An 18371-nucleotide genomic window follows, 5' to 3' on the forward strand; every position below is an offset into this window, starting at 1 on the left:
TTTCCGGTTTCCCGGAAACGCCCTTTCTCTTACTTGATCAGCGGCAGAAGGTCATTGATCGACTTCTTGGCGTCGCCGTAGAACATGCGGGTATTGTCCTTGTAGAACAGCGGGTTCTCGATACCGGAGTAACCCGTGCCCTGGCCGCGCTTGGAGACGATGACCAGTTTCGCCTTCCACACTTCCAGAACCGGCATGCCGGCAATCGGCGAGTTCGGATCGTCCTGGGCGGCCGGATTGACGATATCGTTAGAGCCGATGACGATGACGACGTCGGTATTGGGGAAGTCGTCGTTGATCTCGTCCATTTCCAGCACGATGTCGTAGGGCACTTTGGCTTCGGCCAGCAGCACGTTCATGTGGCCGGGAAGGCGGCCTGCCACCGGGTGGATGGCGAAGCGCACGGTCTTGCCATCAGCGCGCAGCTTGCGGGTCAGTTCGGAGACCGCGGCCTGCGCCTGCGCCACCGCCATGCCGTAGCCGGGAACGATGATGACGCTGTCGGCGTCATTCAGCGCGGCCGCCACGCCTTCGGCGTCGATCGCCACCTGCTCGCCCTCGATTTCCATCGCCGGACCCGTCGTGCCGCCGAAGCCGCCGAGGATGACCGAGATGAAGGAGCGGTTCATGGCCTTGCACATGATGTAGGAGAGGATGGCACCGGAGGAGCCGACCAGCGCGCCTGTCACGATCAGCAGATCGTTGCCGAGCGTGAAGCCGATGGCCGCCGCCGCCCAGCCGGAATAGCTGTTCAGCATGGAAACGACGACAGGCATGTCGGCGCCGCCGATGCCCATGATCAGGTGATAACCGATGAAGAAGGCGGCCAGTGTCATCAGCACCAGCGTCCAAGCGCCGGCGCCGTTGCAATACATGATGAGCAGCACGAGCGACAGGATCGCAGCGCCGGCATTGAGCAGGTGCCCGCCGGGCAGTTTCTTCGCCTTGCCGTCCACCTTGCCGGCAAGCTTGCCGAAGGCGACGACGGAGCCGGTGAAGGTGACCGCACCGATGAAGACGCCGAGGAAGACCTCGACCTTCATGATCGCCAGTTCCACCGGCGTCTTGTGGGCGAGGATGGCGGAAAAGCCCGTCAGCAACGAACGCGCGGTCTCATCGAGCGAGGCGACATGCGCTTCCTCGATATGGGCGTTGAAGCCGATGAAGACGGCGGCGAGGCCGACGAAGGAGTGAAGGGCTGCAACGAGCTGCGGCATTTCGGTCATCTGCACGCGGCTTGCGACGAAGTAGCCGAGAACGGAGCCGCCGGCCAGCATCAGCAGCACGACGAGCCATTGCCCGACGCCCTTGCTGATCTCAGGGCCGAAGACGGTGGCGACAATGGCGAGACCCATGCCTGTTATGCCGTACCAGACGGCGCGTTTGGCGCTTTCCTGTCCGGAAAGGCCACCAAGAGAAAGGATGAAAAGAACGGCTGCGGCAACATAGGCCGCGGAAACGATACCAATGGTCATTGAATGTCCCCTACACGGCTCAGGACTTCTGGAACATGGCGAGCATGCGCCGTGTCACGAGGAAACCGCCGACGATGTTGATCGTCGCGATCAGGACGGAAAGCGAGGCGAGGATCACCACCAGCCAGTTGCCGGAACCGATCTGCAGCAATGCGCCGATGATGACGATGCCGGAAATCGCGTTCGTCACCGCCATCAGCGGCGTATGCAGCGAGTGGCTGACATTCCAGATGACCTGGAAGCCGACGAAGCAGGCGAGCACGAAGACGATGAAGTGGCTCATGAAACTTGCCGGCGCATAAAGACCGACGAGAAGCAGGACAGCAGTGCCGGCGACGAGCAGACCGACCTGGCTCTTTGTCTGCGCCTTGAACTCGGCCCGTTCCTTGGCGTGCTTTTCCTCGGGCGTCAGCTCCTTTGCTTTTTCCTTTGGTTTCTGCGCGGCAATGGCCTGGATCTTCGGTGGCGGCGGGGGATAAGTAATTTCACCCTGATAGGTGACCGTCGCACCGCGGATGACGTCGTCTTCCATGTTGTGAACTGGCTTACCGTCCTTGGCGGGCGTCAGATCGGTCATCATGTGACGGATGTTGGTGGAATAGAGCGTCGAGGCCTGCGTCGCCATGCGGCTCGGGAAATCCGTATAGCCGATGACGATGACGCCATTCTCTGAGACGACGCGCTGGTCGGGAACCGTGAGGTCGCAATTGCCGCCGCGTTCGGCGGCGAGATCGATGATGACCGAACCCGGCTTCATCATCGCCACCATGTCGGCGAGCCACAGTTTTGGGGCGTCGCGGCCCGGAATGAGCGCCGTGGTGATGACGATATCGATCTGCGGAGCGAGTTCGCGGAATTTTTCGAGCTGCTTCTCGCGGAATTCCGGCGAGGAGGGAGCGGCATAACCGCCGGTGGCGGCGCCATCCTGCTGCTGATCGGCGAAATCGAGATAGACGAATTCCGCGCCCATGGATTCGATCTGCTCGGCCACTTCCGGGCGAACGTCGAAGGCATAGGTAATGGCGCCGAGCGATGTGGCCGTGCCGATGGCGGCAAGACCGGCAACGCCTGCGCCGATGACCAGGACCTTGGCGGGCGGCACCTTGCCGGCGGCGGTAACCTGACCGGTGAAGAAGCGGCCGAAATTATTGCCGGCCTCGATCACCGCGCGATAACCGGCGATATTGGCCATGGAGGACAGGGCGTCCATCTTCTGGGCGCGGGAAATGCGCGGCACCATGTCCATGGCGATGACATTTGCGCCCTTTTCCTTCGCCTGCTCCAGAAGGTCCTTGTTCTGGGCGGGATAGAAGAACGAGATCAGCGTCTTGTCCGAAGACAGGCGATCAATCTCCGACGTTTCCGGCGGACGAACCTTGGCGATGATGTCGGAACCGGCGTAAAGCGCATCGGCGCTGTCGACGATCGTTACACCGGCTGCGCGATAGGCGTCGTCGGAAAATCCTGCCGCCTTGCCTGCACCGGTTTCAAGAATGCAATCATATCCGAGTTTCTGCAATGCCTGGGCGCTGTCGGGCGTCATGCCGACGCGCGCCTCGCCCTCATATAATTCCTTAGGTGTCCCGATTCTCAAAATGGCTCTCCCTCTGCCTGATAATATAGGGGGGTCATAACCTATTCAGGGGGGTTTTGTCTCCATATTGATTTTGTCTTGCCTGCGACGGAATGACAGCCCGCTGCGACAGTCTTGTTCGATATGCGGACGTACCGCGCAATAAAAGAACCCGGCGCTGAAGCGCCGGGTTCCGAAAATGTCAAACAGGGTATGGCTCAATCCATGGCGTGGATATCGCGATCCTTGGTTTCCGGCAGGAACAGCAGGCCGACGACCAGCGTGATGCCCGCGAAGATGATCGGGTACCAGAGGCCGTAATAGATGTCGCCCTTCGCCGCGCTCATCGCAAAGGCGGTGGCGGGCAGAAGACCGCCGAACCAGCCGTTACCGATGTGGTATGGCAGCGACATGCCGGAGTAGCGGATGCGGGTCGGGAACAGTTCGACCAGCAGGGCCGCGATCGGGCCGTAGACCATCGTCACGTAGATGACGAGAACGGTCAGGACTGCGATGATGACGACCCAGTTCACGGCGGCCGGATCGGCCACCATGGAGAAGGTGCCGCCGCCGGCTACGGTGTAGACGGCCATTTCCGCCGCACCAGCGGCTTCTGCCGGTGTCAGCAGCTTGTCCGCCACCAGCTTGTCGGTCGCGACCATCTTCTTGTCGGCAGCGCGAACGGCCTCCGCATTGAGGTTAAGCTCCGGGTTTGCGGCAATGAAGGCATCCAGTTTCGCGTCCGGCACCTGTGCCGCGCCGCGCACCAGCGGGTAGCCGCCATCGTGAAGCGCCATGTTGACCTGTTTCTGGAAGGCCTTGTCCTTGGCTGCCGCATCCGCGCCGGCGGCGGCCGCGTCGTAGCTGGCGATGGTCGCATCGCCGATCTTGATGCTGGCCGGCTGGCCGGCTGCTCCTGCAACCACGTCATAGGGAACGGAGTTGCGCGTCAGGAACGAGGTGGCGATATCGCAGGATGTGGTGAACTTCGCCGTGCCGGTCGGGTTGAACTGGAACTTGCAGTCGCCGGGGGCTGCGGTCACGGTGGCGCGAACGGTGGACTGGGCTTGTGCAAGCGCCGGGTTGCCAGCCCATGTCAGTGCCTTGAACAGCGGGAAGTAGGTCAGCATGGCAAGGATGAGGCCGGCCATGATGATCGGCTTGCGGCCGATCTTGTCGGAAAGCCAGCCGAAGATGACGAAGAAGCTGGTGCCGAGGATGAGTGCTGCCGCCACCATGATGTTGGCGGACTGGCCGTCGACCTTCAGAATGCTTTGCAGGAAGAACAGCGCGTAGAACTGGCCCGTATACCAGACGACGGCCTGGCCGATGACGGCACCGACAAGTGCGATGAGCGCGATCTTGGCGTTTTTCCACTGGCCGAAGGCTTCGCTGAGCGGCGCCTTGGATGTCTTGCCTTCTTCCTTCATCTTCTTGAAGGCGGGGGATTCGTTCATTTTCAGACGAATCCAGACCGATACGCCGAGCAGCAGAACGGAGACGAGGAAGGGAATGCGCCAGCCCCAGGCGGCGAAGGCTTCCTTGCCGAGTGCGAACTGCACGCCGAGAATGACCACCAGCGACAGGAACAGGCCGAGCGTCGCCGTCGTCTGGATCCACGACGTGTAATAGCCCCTGCGGCCGTTCGGCGCATGTTCGGCGACGTAAGTTGCCGCACCGCCATATTCACCGCCGAGCGCCAGGCCCTGCAGCATGCGCAAAACGATCAGGATGATCGGAGCGGCGATGCCGATCTGCGATGCGCCGGGCAGGACGCCGACGAGGAAGGTCGAAACGCCCATGATGAGGATGGTGATGAGGAAGGTATATTTGCGGCCGACAATGTCGCCCAGGCGGCCGAATACCAGCGCGCCGAAGGGGCGCACGAGGAAGCCGGCGGCGAAGGCCAGCAGCGCAAAGATGTTGCGTGTCGTTTCCGGATATTGGCTGAAGAAGTTCGCGCCGATATAGATCGCGAGCGAGCCGTACAGATAAAAATCGTACCATTCGAAGACTGTTCCGAGAGAAGAGGCGAAAATCACCTTCTTCTCTTCACCCGTCATTGGACGGGCGGCGCCGCTCACGGTTGCAATATCTGCCATTGTCTGTCCTCCACAGATGTCCCAATTGGCGCATTGCGGAGCCCATCTCTCTCCTCCGGACTCCCCATAAGGGTGCAATGCGCGGAGTGTCAGAGTGACAGAAAATTAACTGCAATAAGAGCGATGCTTTCGGATTATGACTTTAGTCTAATGCAAGGCGTCCCGAAAATGTCGCGAGGCCGATTTGACGTCTTGCGCAAGACGTCTCCAAACGCGCCTTTTTTCTTGACACAAACAAGAAACCTTCTAATAGCTTCTCGCGAAGAAGGAGCATCACCTTGCGCATGCATGTTGCAGACATGTTCGTCATGGAAGGATCGGCACAATCCGCCGGCGATGATCCGCGCCTTTCTCATTCTACCCGAATTACGGCCAAAACGACGATTAAAACCGTCTAACGTCTCTGGCCACCGCTCTCTCCCCGGTTTGGCTGGGGATCGAGGAAGCCGCGATCTGATGCGGGTTCCCACCTCACCAAAAAGAGGAGAGACAGAAAGAGAGCTTGATCATGGGTTTCAAAGTTGCAATTGCAGGCGCCACCGGCAACGTCGGTCGCGAAATGCTCAATATCCTGGCCGAACGCGGTTTCCCCGCCGATGAAGTCGTGCCGCTCGCTTCCGCCCGCTCGCAGGGCACGGAAGTCTCCTATGGCGACCGCACGCTGAAGGTCTCGAACCTCGAGAACTACGATTTTTCCGACACGGATATTTGCCTGATGTCGGCCGGCGGCGATGTTTCCAAGAAGTGGTCGCCGAAGATCGGCCAGCAGGGCTGCGTTGTCATCGACAACTCTTCCGCATGGCGCTACGATCAGGACGTTCCGCTGATCGTTCCGGAAGTCAACGCCGATGCGGTTGCGGGCTTCACCAAGAAGAACATCATCGCCAACCCCAATTGCTCCACGGCACAGCTCGTCGTTGCGCTGAAGCCGCTGCATGACTTCGCCAAGATCAAGCGCGTCGTCGTCTCCACCTACCAGTCGGTTTCCGGCGCCGGCAAGGAAGGCATGGACGAGCTGTTCCAGCAGACCCGCGCCGTCTTCGTGGCCGATCCGGTCGAAGCCAAGAAGTTCACCAAGCGCATCGCCTTCAATGTCATTCCGCATATCGACGTCTTCATGGAAGATGGCTACACCAAGGAAGAGTGGAAGGTTCTGGCCGAAACCAAGAAGATGCTCGATCCGAAGATCAAGGTAACCTGCACGGCCGTGCGCGTTCCGGTCTTCATCGGCCATTCGGAATCGGTCAATATCGAGTTCGAAAACGAGATCACCGCCGATCAGGCGCGTGACATCCTGCGCGAAGCGCCGGGTTGCCTCGTGATCGACAAGCGCGAAAACGGCGGTTACATCACCCCGGTCGAATCCGCCGGTGAGGACGCGACCTATATCTCGCGTATCCGTGAAGATGCGACGGTCGAGAACGGCCTCAACCTGTGGGTTGTTTCCGACAATCTGCGCAAGGGTGCAGCTCTCAACGCCGTCCAGATCGCCGAACTCTTGATCAATCGTGGTTTCATCAAGCCCCGCAAGGCGGCTGCCTGATCCACGATACGATTTTTTAAGGTTCGTTAAGTATAACCCGTCTGTTCTGTGTGGGGCAGGCGGGTTTTATAATTGGCGAGATCACGGCCAGTTTATTTGCAGGCCTTGCTGCCGAAAGGCAATTTAGGCCGCCAAAAGACAGTTTTGGCACCTGAATCATACAGTATTGACGGTTTGGTTCTCGGGAATAATTCCCCAAAGGATATCGAAGGCAGATTTTGATGCGGGCAATGAAGGTAGTTCTGGCTGGTGTGGCCATGGTTTCGGTTCTGGCAGCGACGCCGGTTATGGCTGCGCAATGCGGCAATACTTCGGCGGGCTTCGATGCCTGGGTCGGCGCCTTCAAGCAGGAAGCGGCGGGCCGCGGCGTCAGCGCCTCGGTGCTCGACCGTGCTTTCTCCGGCGTCTCCTACAACCAGGCGACGATCCGTGCCGACCGCGGCCAGCACAGCTTCAAGCTCTCCTTCGAACAGTTCATGCAGAAGCGCGGCGGCCAGACGATCATTTCGCGCGGCAAGACCATGAAGAAGAACAACGCTTCTCTCTTTGCTTCCATCGAGCGCGCCTATGGCGTGCCGGCCGGTCCGCTGCTCGCGATCTGGGGCATGGAAACCGGCTTTGGCGGCTTCATGGGCAACCAGCACACGCTTTCCGCCGTTGCGACGCTTTCCTTCGACTGCCGCCGTTCGGATTATTTCACCGAGCAGCTTTATGCGGCCCTCAAGCTCGTCGGCAGCGGTTCGCTGAACGTCAACGCCAAGGGTGCGGCCCATGGTGAAATCGGCCAGACGCAGTTCCTGCCCGTGAACGTCGTGCGCTACGGCGTTGATTTCGACCGTGACGGCCGTATCGATCTCGTCGGCTCGCGCGCCGATGCGCTGGCCTCCACCGCGAACTTCCTCGTCGGCCATGGCTGGCAGCGTGGTGCGGGCTATCAGCAGGGACAGGCGAATTACGCCGCCATCCAGGGCTGGAACGCCGCAAGCGTCTACCAGCAGGCCATCGCCTTCATCGGCAAGGCGATTGACGGCCAATAAGGCCGCTTTCCACGGACTAAAATTTCACTTCCGTCATGCCGGACTTGATCCGGCATCCAGCGACGTAGCGTCCGACAGAGTTTTCCGCATGATCGACGTCATCCTCATGATCGACGTCATCCTCATGATCGACGTCATCCTCGGGCTTGACCCGAGGATCCATCGCGCGTCAGGTTGTGGATCCTCGGGTCAAGCCCGAGGATGACGAAGGAGGGGTTTGATTGCCGGGCAGATTAATGGCCACCCAGGACGTCTCGCTCTCTCAATCCGCTTCACTCACAGATCCGGACGGCGGAAATCACCCGTTTTACCATCCATCACCCACAATTCGCCGGTCGAAATATCGAACCATGCGCCGTGCAGTTTCACCTTGCCGGCAGTTTCCTGCGCCTTGACGAAGGGGAAGCCGCGTAGGTTGGCGATGGAGTTGCGGATGGAAACCCGCTCCAGCGCCGTCTGCCGCTCGGAGGCGGTCATGACGTCGTTGCTCTGGATCTGTTCGGCCGCCGACTTGACCATGTTCATCCATTTGCCGATGAAATCGCCCGGGGATAGCGGCTCGAGATTGGGATCGAGCGCCGCTTGAATGCCGCCGCAGCGGCCATGCCCCATGACAACGATGTCCTTCACCTTCAGAACCTGGACGGCATATTCGATGGCTGCCGAAGTGGCGTGGTACTGGCCATCAGGCTCGAAGGGCGGCACCATGTTGGCGACATTGCGGACGACGAAAAGCTCTCCCGGCCCGCAGTCGAAAATGGTTTCCGGCGCGGAGCGGGAGTCGCAACAGGCAATGAACAGGGTCTGCGGCTTCTGTCCGGTCTCGGCCAGAACGCGATATCTTTCGCGTTCGTCGACATAGCGGCCGCTCATGAAGTTCTTGTAGCCGTTGAGAAGGTTTTCCGGAAAATCTTTCATCTATCGCAGTACCGTTGTGGTTGGACCAAGATCACGGAGCGAACCTGGCGCGTTGAAGACCAATCCTTGAGACGCTATTTGCGCTTGCCGCGTGAAGGATGCAAGAGATGACGCATCTGCACCATGGCCATGGGTTTGGAGAGGCTTGAAGAGTCCGTCTCCAGCGTCAGTTCGTTCATGTCGCGTTTTTTGGTGCGGGCCAGAATTTCGAACACGCTGGCGGTCGCCAGCTGCAGCGCCTTTTCGTCATCCATGCCTTCCAGCAGGCGGGCGAGGAACAGGGCCGACATCAGGTCGCCAAGACCGTTCGGCGCATTCTCGATGGCGCGGTGTTCGGCAAGCAGCGCGTGGCGGCCGCTGAGGTAGAGGTTGCCAGTGCCGCCCGTCATCATCGGCACGGCTGAGGTGACCAGCATTTTCGGCGGGCCGAGCGCGAGCGCGGCATCCATGATGGCATTGTTGGTTTCAAGTTCCGCACCGCTCATCCAGGCCAGTTCATAACGGTTCGGCGTGGCGACGGTGGCAAGCGGGATGAGGTGATCGCGGATGGCTTCGGCGGTCTCAAGCGGAATGTAGAGCCCGCCCAGATCGCCCATCACCGGGTCACAGGCGTAAATCAGCGCCGGGTTCTTTTCCTTCAGATTGCGGATCAGCCTTGCGACGGAGCGCACCTGCGCTGCGCTGCCGAAATAACCTGTTAGAACCGCCTTGACCTCGCCGATCCATTTGGCGTTTTCGAGGTCGGTCATCGCCCTGTCGAAGTCATCGTCCTGGAAGCGCATGCGGGTGGATGGGCCGTGGCCGGGATGCCAGGGCATGACGATGGTGGGCACCGCCCAGACCGGATAACCCAGCGTCTCCAGCGCAAAGACCGCCGCGCGATTGCCGACGGAACCACGCATGACGTGGCTTGAGATGACGATGACGGCGCCCTGGGTATTTTCCTGCATCACGGCCTTCTTGCTTTCCAACATCGCAGAAAGCCCGCAAGAACCCCTGCCTAAAGATCAAGATGCGCTCTCATGACATATCGCAAGGCCGGTTTCCACCGTTAATCCCGCAAGGGTCTGTCCCGCAAAAGCATGGCGCGGTCAGGTTCTTTGTTTCTGCCAGCGCTCCCTGCCTGTCATTGCGAGATTGCCGAAGTACTCTATAGTTGTACCATGCTTGATCTCGTCATTGCCTATTGGCCGCATATCCTTGCCGTTCTCTCGATTTTGATGGGAACCGTGGCGGCCGTTCATGCCACGATGACGAAAGAGGAGGTGCGCTCCGCGCTTGGCTGGGTCGGCGTCATCGTGCTGTCGCCCATCGTCGGCGCGGTCATCTACGCGATTGCCGGCATCAACCGCATTCGCAGATCGAACATCACGCAGCAGCGGTCCTTCATGCAGGACGAGATCATGGATCGCGTGGCGCGTCTGGATGCCAGCGGCGAAACGATAGCCGAACGCTTCGGCCGCCGTTTCGAGGCGATGAAGACGCTGGGCGACCGGGTGACCCGGCACGCGCTGACGACCGGCAACGGCATCGAACCGCTGTTGACGGGGGATGTCGCCTATGCCGCCATGCTGGAGGCGATCGGGGAGGCGAAGCGGTCGATCATCCTCGAAACATATATTTTCGACAATGACCGGATCGGCGCCCGCTTTGTCGCCGCACTGGAAAGGGCGAAGTTTCGCGGCGTGGAGGTGCGGGTGCTGGTGGACGCGGTGGGTGCGCGTTATTCCGTGCCGAGCATCCTGCCGACGCTCAGGGAAAAGGGCATCGTCTGCGATGTCTTCAACGGCAATGTCATCATGGGGCTGCGGTTGCCCTATGCCAATCTGCGCACCCACCGCAAGATCCTGGTGGTGGACGGGCGCATCGCATTCAGCGGCGGCATGAATATCCGCGAGGGTTTCACCCGGGAATTTGGCGGCGAAAGCCAGTCGCACGACACGCATTTCAAGATCACCGGGCCGGTGGTATCGGATTTTTTCTCCATCGCCGCGGAGGACTGGCGCTTCACGACAAAGGAGGTTCTGGACGCCCCCGTCTGGGATATCGCCATTCCCGATGGCGTGCCGGGCTCGCAGATCGTCGCCCGCGTCTGCTCCTCCGGGCCGGATAAAAGCATCGAGACCAGTCACAAGATGCTGATGGGCGCGTTTTCCGTCGCCCGTTCCTCCATTCTCATCATGTCGCCCTATTTTCTCCCCGATCGGGAGCTTATTTCGGCGCTGATTACCGCAGCAAGGCGGGGAGTCGTGGTGGATATCATCGTACCCAAAAGCAACAATCTGGTGCTTGTGGACAGGGCGATGACGGCGCAGTTCGACCAGATGCTGAAGAATTACTGCCGCATCTGGCGGGCGACGGGGGCTTTCAACCATTCCAAGCTTCTGGTGATCGACGGGCGCTGGAGCTACATCGGCTCTTCCAATCTCGATCCGCGTTCGCTGCGATTGAACTTCGAGATCGATCTCGAAGTTATGGATGAGGAATTCGCCGCGACAATCGGTGAGCGCATCCGGGATGCACGGGCAACCGCCTTGCCCGTGCGGCTCAGCGAACTGAATGCGCGGCCATTCGTTGTCCGTCTTGTGGAGCGTGTCCTGTGGCTCGCTTCGCCTTATCTTTAGAGTGCGGTGCGTCCGGCAGGGCGCTGCGCGAGACCGGAGGCATCGACGCGTGAAAAAGAACGGTTTGCTGGATGATGAAAAAACGGCCTTGACGAAAAACACCAGCCTGTCCGCCTTCGTCATGCAGTCGCTGCGCGACCGCCGCCAGCGCCAGAATACGGCGCCAGCGACGAAAGACCATTCCTTCCCCGTCATCGCCTCCTACAATGTGCATAAATGTGTCGGCCGCGACCGCAAGTTCGACCCTGATCGCACCAGCCGTGTCATTCAGGAAATCGGCGCCGACATCATCGCCCTTCAGGAAGCGGACAGCCGTTTCGGCGAGCGTACCGGCCTGCTCGATCTTGCCCGTCTGGAGCGGGAAAGCGGCCTTATCCCCGTGCCCGTGCAGGCCGGCGTGAAGGCGCATGGCTGGCACGGCAATGTCGTGCTGTTCAAGGAAGGCGCGGTCCGCGATGTGCATACGCTGAAACTGCCGGGGCTGGAGCCGCGCGGCGCGCTCGTCGTGGAGCTGGATCTGAAACGCGGCGGCACGCTGCGGGTCATCGCCGCTCATTTCGGGCTTCTCAGACATTCCCGCGCCCAGCAGGCGAAAGCATTGATCGGCCTTCTTGAGGCGCGCAACGAATGCGCGACCATCCTTATGGGAGACCTGAACGAATGGCGTCTCGGCAACGGGTCGTCGCTCAACACGTTCCGGGAGGCTTTTGGCGCTTTGCCGCCGGCGGTGCCGAGTTTTCCCTCCAACCTGCCGGTGCTCGCGCTCGACAGGATCATCGCCAATCGTGAAGGGTTGATCGAGCAGGTGGAGGCGCATGACAGCGCGCTGGCGCGCATCGCCTCGGATCATCTGCCGCTGAAGGCCGCGGTCCGGACCGACCTGCTGCCGGTCTGATTGCTGGCGGCATCGGCCGAAGCGAATCTCAGAGCCGTTGTGCCACGGTCAGATGGCTGCGCGAACGGGCTTCCAGCAGGGAAGCGCGAATGGCTTCCATCAGGCGCTGGTGGTTGTTTCTGGTCTTGCTCTTGTCCAGATTCTGCGCGGAGAGCGCCAGGTCCAGACCTTCATGCATCACTATCGAATAGGCAACGCTCATTGCCCAGCTTTCGTAGTCCTGCTCCATCATGTAGCCCCTGAACTAAATCATTTAGTCCGAATCACCCTGTGCTTGAAATTTAACACAAAATACAAAGCATAAAATAGCACTGTTTCTTTTGATGTTCGTCAATGTGCCCGGATATATTGTATCTTCATCGTCTCCAATGCCGTGCAGCATCGGCATTATTTACCCTTAAGTATTTGAAACAGATTCTATTTCAGAAAAGTCGCATGAACGTTTTGTGTCATGAAAAACGCCGCGCATCTGATGATGCGCGGCGGGCTTGCTTCGAAGGTGGCGGTGGATGGGAGTGTGGTCTCAGCCGGCCTTTTCGAGCTTGTAGTCCGAATTGGCCGGTTCTTCCTGCTTGTGCTGGATGAGCGGGCGGTTGCCCGCCAGCTTGCGCACCAGCACGTAGAAGACCGGTGTCATGAAGATGCCGAAGAACGTTACGCCGATCATGCCGGAGAACACCGCGACACCCATGGCGGCGCGCATTTCCGCACCCGCACCGGTGGAGATGACCAGCGGCACCACGCCCATGATAAAGGCGAGCGAGGTCATCAGGATCGGGCGCAGGCGAAGCCGGCTTGCCTCGATGGCCGCCTGAAGCGGCGTTCGTCCCTCGAATTCCAGCTCCCGGGCGAATTCCACGATCAGGATCGCGTTCTTCGCCGAGAGACCGACAAGGACGACAAGGCCGATCTGCGTAAAGATGTTGTTATCCCCTCCCGTCAGCCAGACGCCCGTGAGGGCCGCGAGTACACCGAGCGGGACGATCAGGATGATCGCAATCGGCAGGGTAAGGCTTTCATATTGCGCGGCGAGCACGAGATAGACGAGCAGCAGCGCCAAGGGGAAGACCACGATGCTGGAATTGCCGGCCAGAATCTGCTGGTAGGTCAGATCGGTCCATTCGTAGTCCACACCGGCGGGCAGGGTTTCGGCAAGGATCTTCTCAATCGCCGCCTGCGCCTGTCCCGAGGAGAAGCCTGGCGCCGGTCCGCCGTTGATATCGGCTGCAAGGAAGCCGTTATAACGGTTGGTGCGTTCCGGTCCCGTCGTTGCATCCACCTTCAGCAGTGTCGACAGCGGGATCATCTGACCCGTTGCCGAACGTACCTTCAGGCGGCCGATATCTTCCGCATGGGCGCGGAACTGCGCATCCGCCTGCACACGCACGCTGTATGTCCGCCCGAAGGCGTTGAAGTCGTTGACATAAAGCGAGCCCAGATAGATCTGCAGCGTCTGGAAGACGTCGCTGACGGAGACGCCCAGCTGTTCAGCCTTGGCGCGGTCGAGATCGGCGAAGAGCTGCGGCACGTTGATCTGGTAGCTGGAGAATATACCTGCCAGCTCCGGCGTCTGATAGGCCTTGGCGATGACCGCCTTGGTCGCTTCGTCAAGGGTCTGGTAGCCGTAACCGGCGCGGTCCTCGATCTGCAGCTTGAAGCCGCCCGTCTGGCCGAGACCGTTGACCGGCGGCGGCGGGAACATGGCGATGAAGGCATCCTGAATGCTTGCATATTTCTGGTTCAGCTGCATGGCGATGGCGCCACCGGACAGTTCCGGTGTCTTGCGCTTTTCGAAGTCATCGAGAACCGCAAAGACGATGCCGGAATTGGAGCCGATGGTGAAGCCGTTGATCGACAGGCCGGGGAAGGCGATGGCGTGGCTGACGCCGGGCGTTTCCATGGCGATATCGCTCATGCGCTTGATGACGCTTTCCGTGCGGTCAAGCGTTGCACCGTCAGGAAGTTGGGCAAAGCCGATCAGGTACTGCTTGTCCTGCGCCGGCACGAAGCCGCTTGGAACCGTCGTGAACATGCCGTAGGTGGCGGCCACCAGCGCCATATAGACCAGCATGACGAGGCTCTTGCGCGTCACCAGCCCGCCCACGGTCTTGCCGTAGCCATTGGAGGCGGCGCCGAAGGCGCGGTTGAAGCCGCGGAAGAACCAGCCAAGGATTTTGTCCATGAAGCGGGTCAGCCAGTCTTTCGGCGCGCCGTGTTCCTTCAGCAGCAGGGCTGCAAGAGCGGGCGACAGCGTCAGAGAGTTGATCGCCGAAATGACGGTGGAGATGGCGATGGTCAGCGCGAACTGCCGGTAGAACTGGCCGGACAGGCCGGAGATGAAGGCGAGCGGCACGAAGACGGCGACCAGAACCAGCGCAATCGCGATGATCGGCCCGGACACTTCCCGCATCGCCTTATAGGTGGCGTCACGCGGCGAGAGCCCGTTTTCGATGTTTCGTTCGACGTTTTCGACGACCACGATCGCGTCATCCACCACGATGCCGATGGCGAGCACGAGCCCGAACAGCGTCAACGCGTTGATGGAGAAACCGAAGGCATACATGACGGCGAAGGTGCCGATGATCGAGACCGGAACGGCGATGAGCGGAATGATCGAGGCGCGCCAGGTCTGCAGGAAGAGGATGACGACAAGCACCACGAGGCCAACGGCCTCGAGGAGTGTATCGACAACCTTCTCGATGGAGGAGCGCACGAATTTCGTCGTATCGTAGACGATCTCGTATTTCACGCCGTCAGGCATCGCCAGCTGCAGGTTGTCCATCGTGGCGCGGACATTGTCGGCGATTTCGATGGCGTTGGAGCCCGGAGCCTGAAGCACGGCGACAGCCACGGCGGGTTCGCCGTCGAGCAGCGAGCGCAGCGTGTAGTCGGCCGCACCCAGTTCAATGCGGGCGACGTCACGCAGGCGGGTGATTTCACCGTTGGCGCCGCTCTTGACGATGATGTTGCCGAATTCCTCCGGCGTGGTCAGACGGCCCTGGGCATTGACGTTGAGCTGCAGGTCGACACCGTTCGGGCTTGGGGAAGCGCCGATGACGCCGGCTGCTGCCTGCACGTTCTGCTGGCGGATGGCGTCGGAGACGTCGCTGGCGGCAAGATCGTGCTCGGCCACCTTCTGCGGGTCGAGCCAGACGCGCATGGAGTAGTCGCCTGCGCCGAAGACCTGAACCTGGCCAACGCCTTCGATACGGGCGAGCCGGTCCTTGACGTTCAGCGTCGCATAGTTGCGCAGATAGGTGATGTCATAGGCGTCGGTCTTCGAGACGAGGTTGACGACCATGATGAAGTCGGGCGAGCTCTTGACTGTCGTGATGCCGAGCGCGCGGACTTCCGCCGGCAGGCGCGGTTCGGCCTGCGACACGCGGTTCTGCACCAGCTGCTGCGCCTTGTCAGGGTCGGTGCCGAGCTTGAAGGTCACGGTCAGCGTCAGCACGCCGTCGGAGGTTGCCTGGCTGCCCATATAGAGCATGTCCTCGACGCCGTTGATCTGTTCTTCCAACGGTGTCGCGACGGTTTCGGCAATAACGGTCGGGTTCGCGCCGGGATAGGTGGCGCGGACAACGACGGATGGCGGAACGACTTCGGGATATTCCGAAATCGGCAGGGCGCGCATGCCGAGCAGGCCTGCCACCACAATCAGGATCGACAGAACGCCGGCGAATACCGGCCTGTCGACAAAAAATCTGGAAATATTCATATCCAGTCCCTCTCCGGGTCTTTGGGAATGCGAAGGCCGTTCCGGCGGCAATCCTGCCGCCGGTGAAGGCCGGTTCTGTCTGAAGGGGGCGTCTCGCGAAGGCGCGGGACGCTTACTGATCAAAAAGGCGGGTTACTGCGAAGCGGCAACCTTGTCTTCCGTCTGCGGTGCGATGGTTGCACCGGGGCGAATGCGCTGCAGGCCGTTGACAACGATCGTGTCGCCTGCGGCAAGGCCGCTTTCAACGATACGCTGGCCATCGGCCGGTGCGCCCGGCTTGATCTGGCGGTAGCTTACCTTGTTTTCGGCGTCGACCACGAAGACGAACCGCTTGTCCTGATCCGTGCCGATGGCCCGGTCGCTGATGACGATGCGGTTTTCCGGCTTCGGTTCACCCATGCGCACCCGCACGAACTGGCCGGGAATGAGCCTGCCATCAGGATTTTCGAAGACGGCGCGGACACCGATGGTGCCGCTTGCCGAATCCACCTGGTTGTCGATCAGGTGCAGCGTGCCCTTGATCGGCGTTCCCTCATCCGAAAGCGTGCCGATTTCCACCGGGATCTGTTCGAGGGCGGGCAGGGCGTCATCCGTGTGCGGCAGTTCGGCAAGCGCCTTGGCCACCACGCCTTCGCTGGCGTTGAAGCTGGCATAGATCGGGTTGACCGATACCAGTGTCGTGAGCGCCGGCGAGGTGGAGCCGGCGGCGACGAGGTTGCCGGCGGTGATTTCGATACGGCCGACGCGGCCGGAAACAGGGGCGAGGATTTCGGTATAACCGAGATCGAGCTGAGCCGTGGTCAGTGCTGCGCGGGCGGCGCGAAGCTGGGCTTCGGCGTCCGCAAACGAGCTTTGCCGCTGGTCGAGATCGCTCTGGGAGATGGTGCGATTGTCGGAAAGCCTGCGGCCACGGTCGAGTTCGGTCTTCGCAAGGCTGACCTTGGCTTCAGCGGAAGCGACCTGGCCCTCAGCGCCCGCAACGGCGGCCTGATAGGGGGCCGGGTCGATGGTGAAGAGAGGATCGCCTTCCTTCACCAGCGCGCCTTCGCGGAAATGCACGGCCTTGATCTGGCCGGCGACGCGGGAGCGGATCTGCACCCGGTCAACGGCTTCGAGACGGCCGGAAAACTCTTCCCAGCGCATGACGTCACGGCTTTCCACCTTGGCGACGGTAACCGGGATTGCCGGCGTTTCGGCAGGCGTTGCGGCGGCCGTGGCATCGCGGCTGGTGGGGAGGTCGAAAAACAGTGCTGCGGCTGCGACGGACATAGCGAGCCCGATACCGGCGCCCGTCAGGGCCCGGCGCTTTGTGTTCAGCGTCATGGGTTTCTCCTTGGCCCCCGATCAGGAGCCGGTCAGTTTCTCTATCTCTTTGTTTTGTCGCATTTCCGGACAGGAAACCGGGGTCCGCTTTTCCTGGAAATGCTCAAAATGCGGTATTCAGTGTTTCAACTGGTCAACGAAGGTCTTAAACTCCGAACAGACGGATGAGACCCATCCGCCGCCCTCTCCTTGATAAAGCCCCGTCCAGCCGACGCCGGCGGGGAAAACATGCTGCCGGACGCTGACACCGGAGGCGATGAGGCGGTCGGCATAACCGACCGTTTCGTCGCGCAGAGGGTCGTCCTCGGCGGTAAAGATCAGCGCCGGCGCCACCCGGTTCAGCCGCGTACACTGGCAGGGCGCGGCATAGGGGTGGAAAAACCCGCAGGCCTTGGCAAGGTAATGGCTCCAGCCATCGGCCCACCTTTGGCGCATGCCGATCCTGTCCGCGTCGCGGAAGGATTCCGTCGTCATCATCGGGTCGATCATGGGCGACAGAAGAATCTGGCCTGCGAGTTTGCCCGGCATGCGGTCACGGGCCTTCAAGGCAAGCCCCGCCGCCACATTGCCGCCAGCCTCTTCGCCGGCCACGAACAGCAGCGATTTCGCGCCGCCATAATGCTTGCGGTCCCGGCTCAGATGATCGAGCGCCTCATAGGCGCAGTCGATGACCATCGGAAACTCGTTGCCGGACGGCTTGCTGTAGTCGGCTTCCACGACCACTGCGCCGCTTTCCGCAAGCGCGCGGGCCACCGGAAGCTCGGGGCAATTGCCGCCCGGCTCAAGGCCGGGTTCCAGAAACGATCCGCCGCGCAGATAAAGCACGACAGGCGGATGGCTGCAGAGGCAGGAACCTTCATAACGGCGCACGGAGAGCTTCGACGCGGACGCCGCGCTGCTGCCCATGTTTTCCCAATGCGCGTTCATGAATCCAGATCCTTTGCGCTACCACCTAAAGCGTGTTGCGATCCTTCGGATACGCTGCTGCGCTTTAAGTTTTTATCTTGCCACATGTCGTCACCGCAAAACCGCAACGCACTTTTGCGCGACATGCTTGAGGCGGATCATATTGCAAAATCTGAAATCCATATTATTGTTCGGATCGAAACGATCAAGCATGCAAATTTGAAAACACTATTCCGAAATCACGGATAATCACATCT

Annotated in this window: 13 protein-coding genes; 4 read left to right on the forward strand and 9 right to left on the reverse strand. The window is 60.6% G+C overall.

Translation table 11 applies throughout. The features are described 5' to 3' along the window. Nucleotides 1-29: 29 nt before the first annotated feature. The 3 genes from N5D22_RS26105 to N5D22_RS26115 form a co-directional block, all read right to left on the reverse strand. Nucleotides 30-1475, reverse strand: coding sequence for an NAD(P)(+) transhydrogenase (Re/Si-specific) subunit beta (locus N5D22_RS26105; RefSeq protein ID WP_279657936.1), 1446 nt, complete (start codon nt 1473-1475; stop codon nt 30-32). A gap of 19 nt (nt 1476-1494) precedes the next feature. Then, complete coding sequence (locus N5D22_RS26110; RefSeq protein WP_279657937.1) at nt 1495-3069, reverse strand: Re/Si-specific NAD(P)(+) transhydrogenase subunit alpha; 1575 nt, start codon at nt 3067-3069, stop codon at nt 1495-1497. A gap of 197 nt (nt 3070-3266) precedes the next feature. Further along, entirely contained in the window at nt 3267-5150 is a 1884-nt protein-coding gene (locus N5D22_RS26115) for an MFS transporter (RefSeq protein WP_279657938.1), read from the reverse strand. A gap of 508 nt (nt 5151-5658) precedes the next feature. On the opposite strand from N5D22_RS26115, the gene N5D22_RS26120 reads away from it, so the two are divergent. Then, a complete protein-coding gene (locus N5D22_RS26120; protein ID WP_003522626.1) occupies nt 5659-6693 on the forward strand; it encodes an aspartate-semialdehyde dehydrogenase in 1035 nt (344 codons plus the stop codon). Nucleotides 6694-6914: 221 nt separating this feature from the next. Then, complete coding sequence (locus N5D22_RS26125; protein WP_279657939.1) at nt 6915-7730, forward strand: lytic transglycosylase domain-containing protein; 816 nt, start codon at nt 6915-6917, stop codon at nt 7728-7730. 276 nt (nt 7731-8006) lie between these two features. Here N5D22_RS26125 and N5D22_RS26130 read toward each other — a convergent pair whose 3' ends face one another. Further along, nucleotides 8007-8648, reverse strand: coding sequence for a carbonic anhydrase (locus tag N5D22_RS26130; RefSeq protein ID WP_020011681.1), 642 nt, complete (start codon nt 8646-8648; stop codon nt 8007-8009). 74 nt (nt 8649-8722) lie between these two features. Further along, entirely contained in the window at nt 8723-9598 is an 876-nt protein-coding gene (gene pdxY, locus N5D22_RS26135; RefSeq protein ID WP_279657940.1) for a pyridoxal kinase PdxY, read from the reverse strand. A 213-nt stretch (nt 9599-9811) separates the two neighbouring features. Here pdxY and N5D22_RS26140 point away from each other — a divergent pair, with 213 nt between their 5' ends. Continuing rightward, complete coding sequence (locus N5D22_RS26140) at nt 9812-11272, forward strand: phosphatidylserine/phosphatidylglycerophosphate/cardiolipin synthase family protein (protein WP_279657941.1); 1461 nt, start codon at nt 9812-9814, stop codon at nt 11270-11272. Between the two features lie 49 nt (nt 11273-11321). Beyond that, nucleotides 11322-12167: an endonuclease/exonuclease/phosphatase family protein gene (locus N5D22_RS26145; RefSeq protein WP_279657942.1), complete on the forward strand. Its 846-nt coding sequence runs from the start codon at nt 11322-11324 to the stop codon at nt 12165-12167. A 28-nt stretch (nt 12168-12195) separates the two neighbouring features. Here N5D22_RS26145 and N5D22_RS26150 read toward each other — a convergent pair whose 3' ends face one another. The 4 genes from N5D22_RS26150 to N5D22_RS26165 all read right to left on the reverse strand — a co-directional run bounded on the left by N5D22_RS26150 (nt 12196) and on the right by N5D22_RS26165 (nt 18135). Continuing rightward, nucleotides 12196-12399, reverse strand: coding sequence for a hypothetical protein (locus N5D22_RS26150; RefSeq protein ID WP_279657943.1), 204 nt, complete (start codon nt 12397-12399; stop codon nt 12196-12198). 291 nt (nt 12400-12690) lie between these two features. After that, complete coding sequence (locus N5D22_RS26155) at nt 12691-15885, reverse strand: multidrug efflux RND transporter permease subunit (protein WP_279657944.1); 3195 nt, start codon at nt 15883-15885, stop codon at nt 12691-12693. Nucleotides 15886-16017: 132 nt separating this feature from the next. Beyond that, nucleotides 16018-17208 (reverse strand): efflux RND transporter periplasmic adaptor subunit, encoded by a 1191-nt coding sequence (locus tag N5D22_RS26160; protein ID WP_279657945.1) that lies wholly within the window; start codon nt 17206-17208, stop codon nt 16018-16020. A gap of 117 nt (nt 17209-17325) precedes the next feature. Further along, on the reverse strand, nt 17326-18135 hold the full coding sequence (locus N5D22_RS26165) for an alpha/beta hydrolase (protein ID WP_279657946.1): 810 nt from the start codon (nt 18133-18135) through the stop codon (nt 17326-17328). Between the last annotated feature and the right edge of the window lie 236 nt (nt 18136-18371).

Source organism: Agrobacterium sp. GD03872 (assembly GCF_029840625.1).
Classification (GTDB): Bacteria; Pseudomonadota; Alphaproteobacteria; order Rhizobiales; family Rhizobiaceae; genus Agrobacterium; species Agrobacterium fabrum_A.

Excerpts from the sequence above, each read along its gene's own strand:
- N5D22_RS26105 (WP_279657936.1), bottom strand. The coding sequence starts at position 1,475 with ATGACCATTGGTATCGTTTCCGCGGCCTATGTTGCCGCAGCCGTTCTT.
- N5D22_RS26115 (WP_279657938.1), bottom strand. The coding sequence starts at position 5,150 with ATGGCAGATATTGCAACCGTGAGCGGCGCCGCCCGTCCAATGACGGGT.
- N5D22_RS26120 (WP_003522626.1), top strand. The coding sequence starts at position 5,659 with ATGGGTTTCAAAGTTGCAATTGCAGGCGCCACCGGCAACGTCGGTCGC.
- N5D22_RS26125 (WP_279657939.1), top strand. The coding sequence starts at position 6,915 with ATGCGGGCAATGAAGGTAGTTCTGGCTGGTGTGGCCATGGTTTCGGTT.
- N5D22_RS26130 (WP_020011681.1), bottom strand. The coding sequence starts at position 8,648 with ATGAAAGATTTTCCGGAAAACCTTCTCAACGGCTACAAGAACTTCATG.
- pdxY (WP_279657940.1), bottom strand. The coding sequence starts at position 9,598 with ATGCAGGAAAATACCCAGGGCGCCGTCATCGTCATCTCAAGCCACGTC.
- N5D22_RS26140 (WP_279657941.1), top strand. The coding sequence starts at position 9,812 with ATGCTTGATCTCGTCATTGCCTATTGGCCGCATATCCTTGCCGTTCTC.
- N5D22_RS26150 (WP_279657943.1), bottom strand. The coding sequence starts at position 12,399 with ATGATGGAGCAGGACTACGAAAGCTGGGCAATGAGCGTTGCCTATTCG.
- N5D22_RS26155 (WP_279657944.1), bottom strand. The coding sequence starts at position 15,885 with ATGAATATTTCCAGATTTTTTGTCGACAGGCCGGTATTCGCCGGCGTT.
- N5D22_RS26160 (WP_279657945.1), bottom strand. The coding sequence starts at position 17,208 with ATGACGCTGAACACAAAGCGCCGGGCCCTGACGGGCGCCGGTATCGGG.
- N5D22_RS26165 (WP_279657946.1), bottom strand. The coding sequence starts at position 18,135 with ATGAACGCGCATTGGGAAAACATGGGCAGCAGCGCGGCGTCCGCGTCG.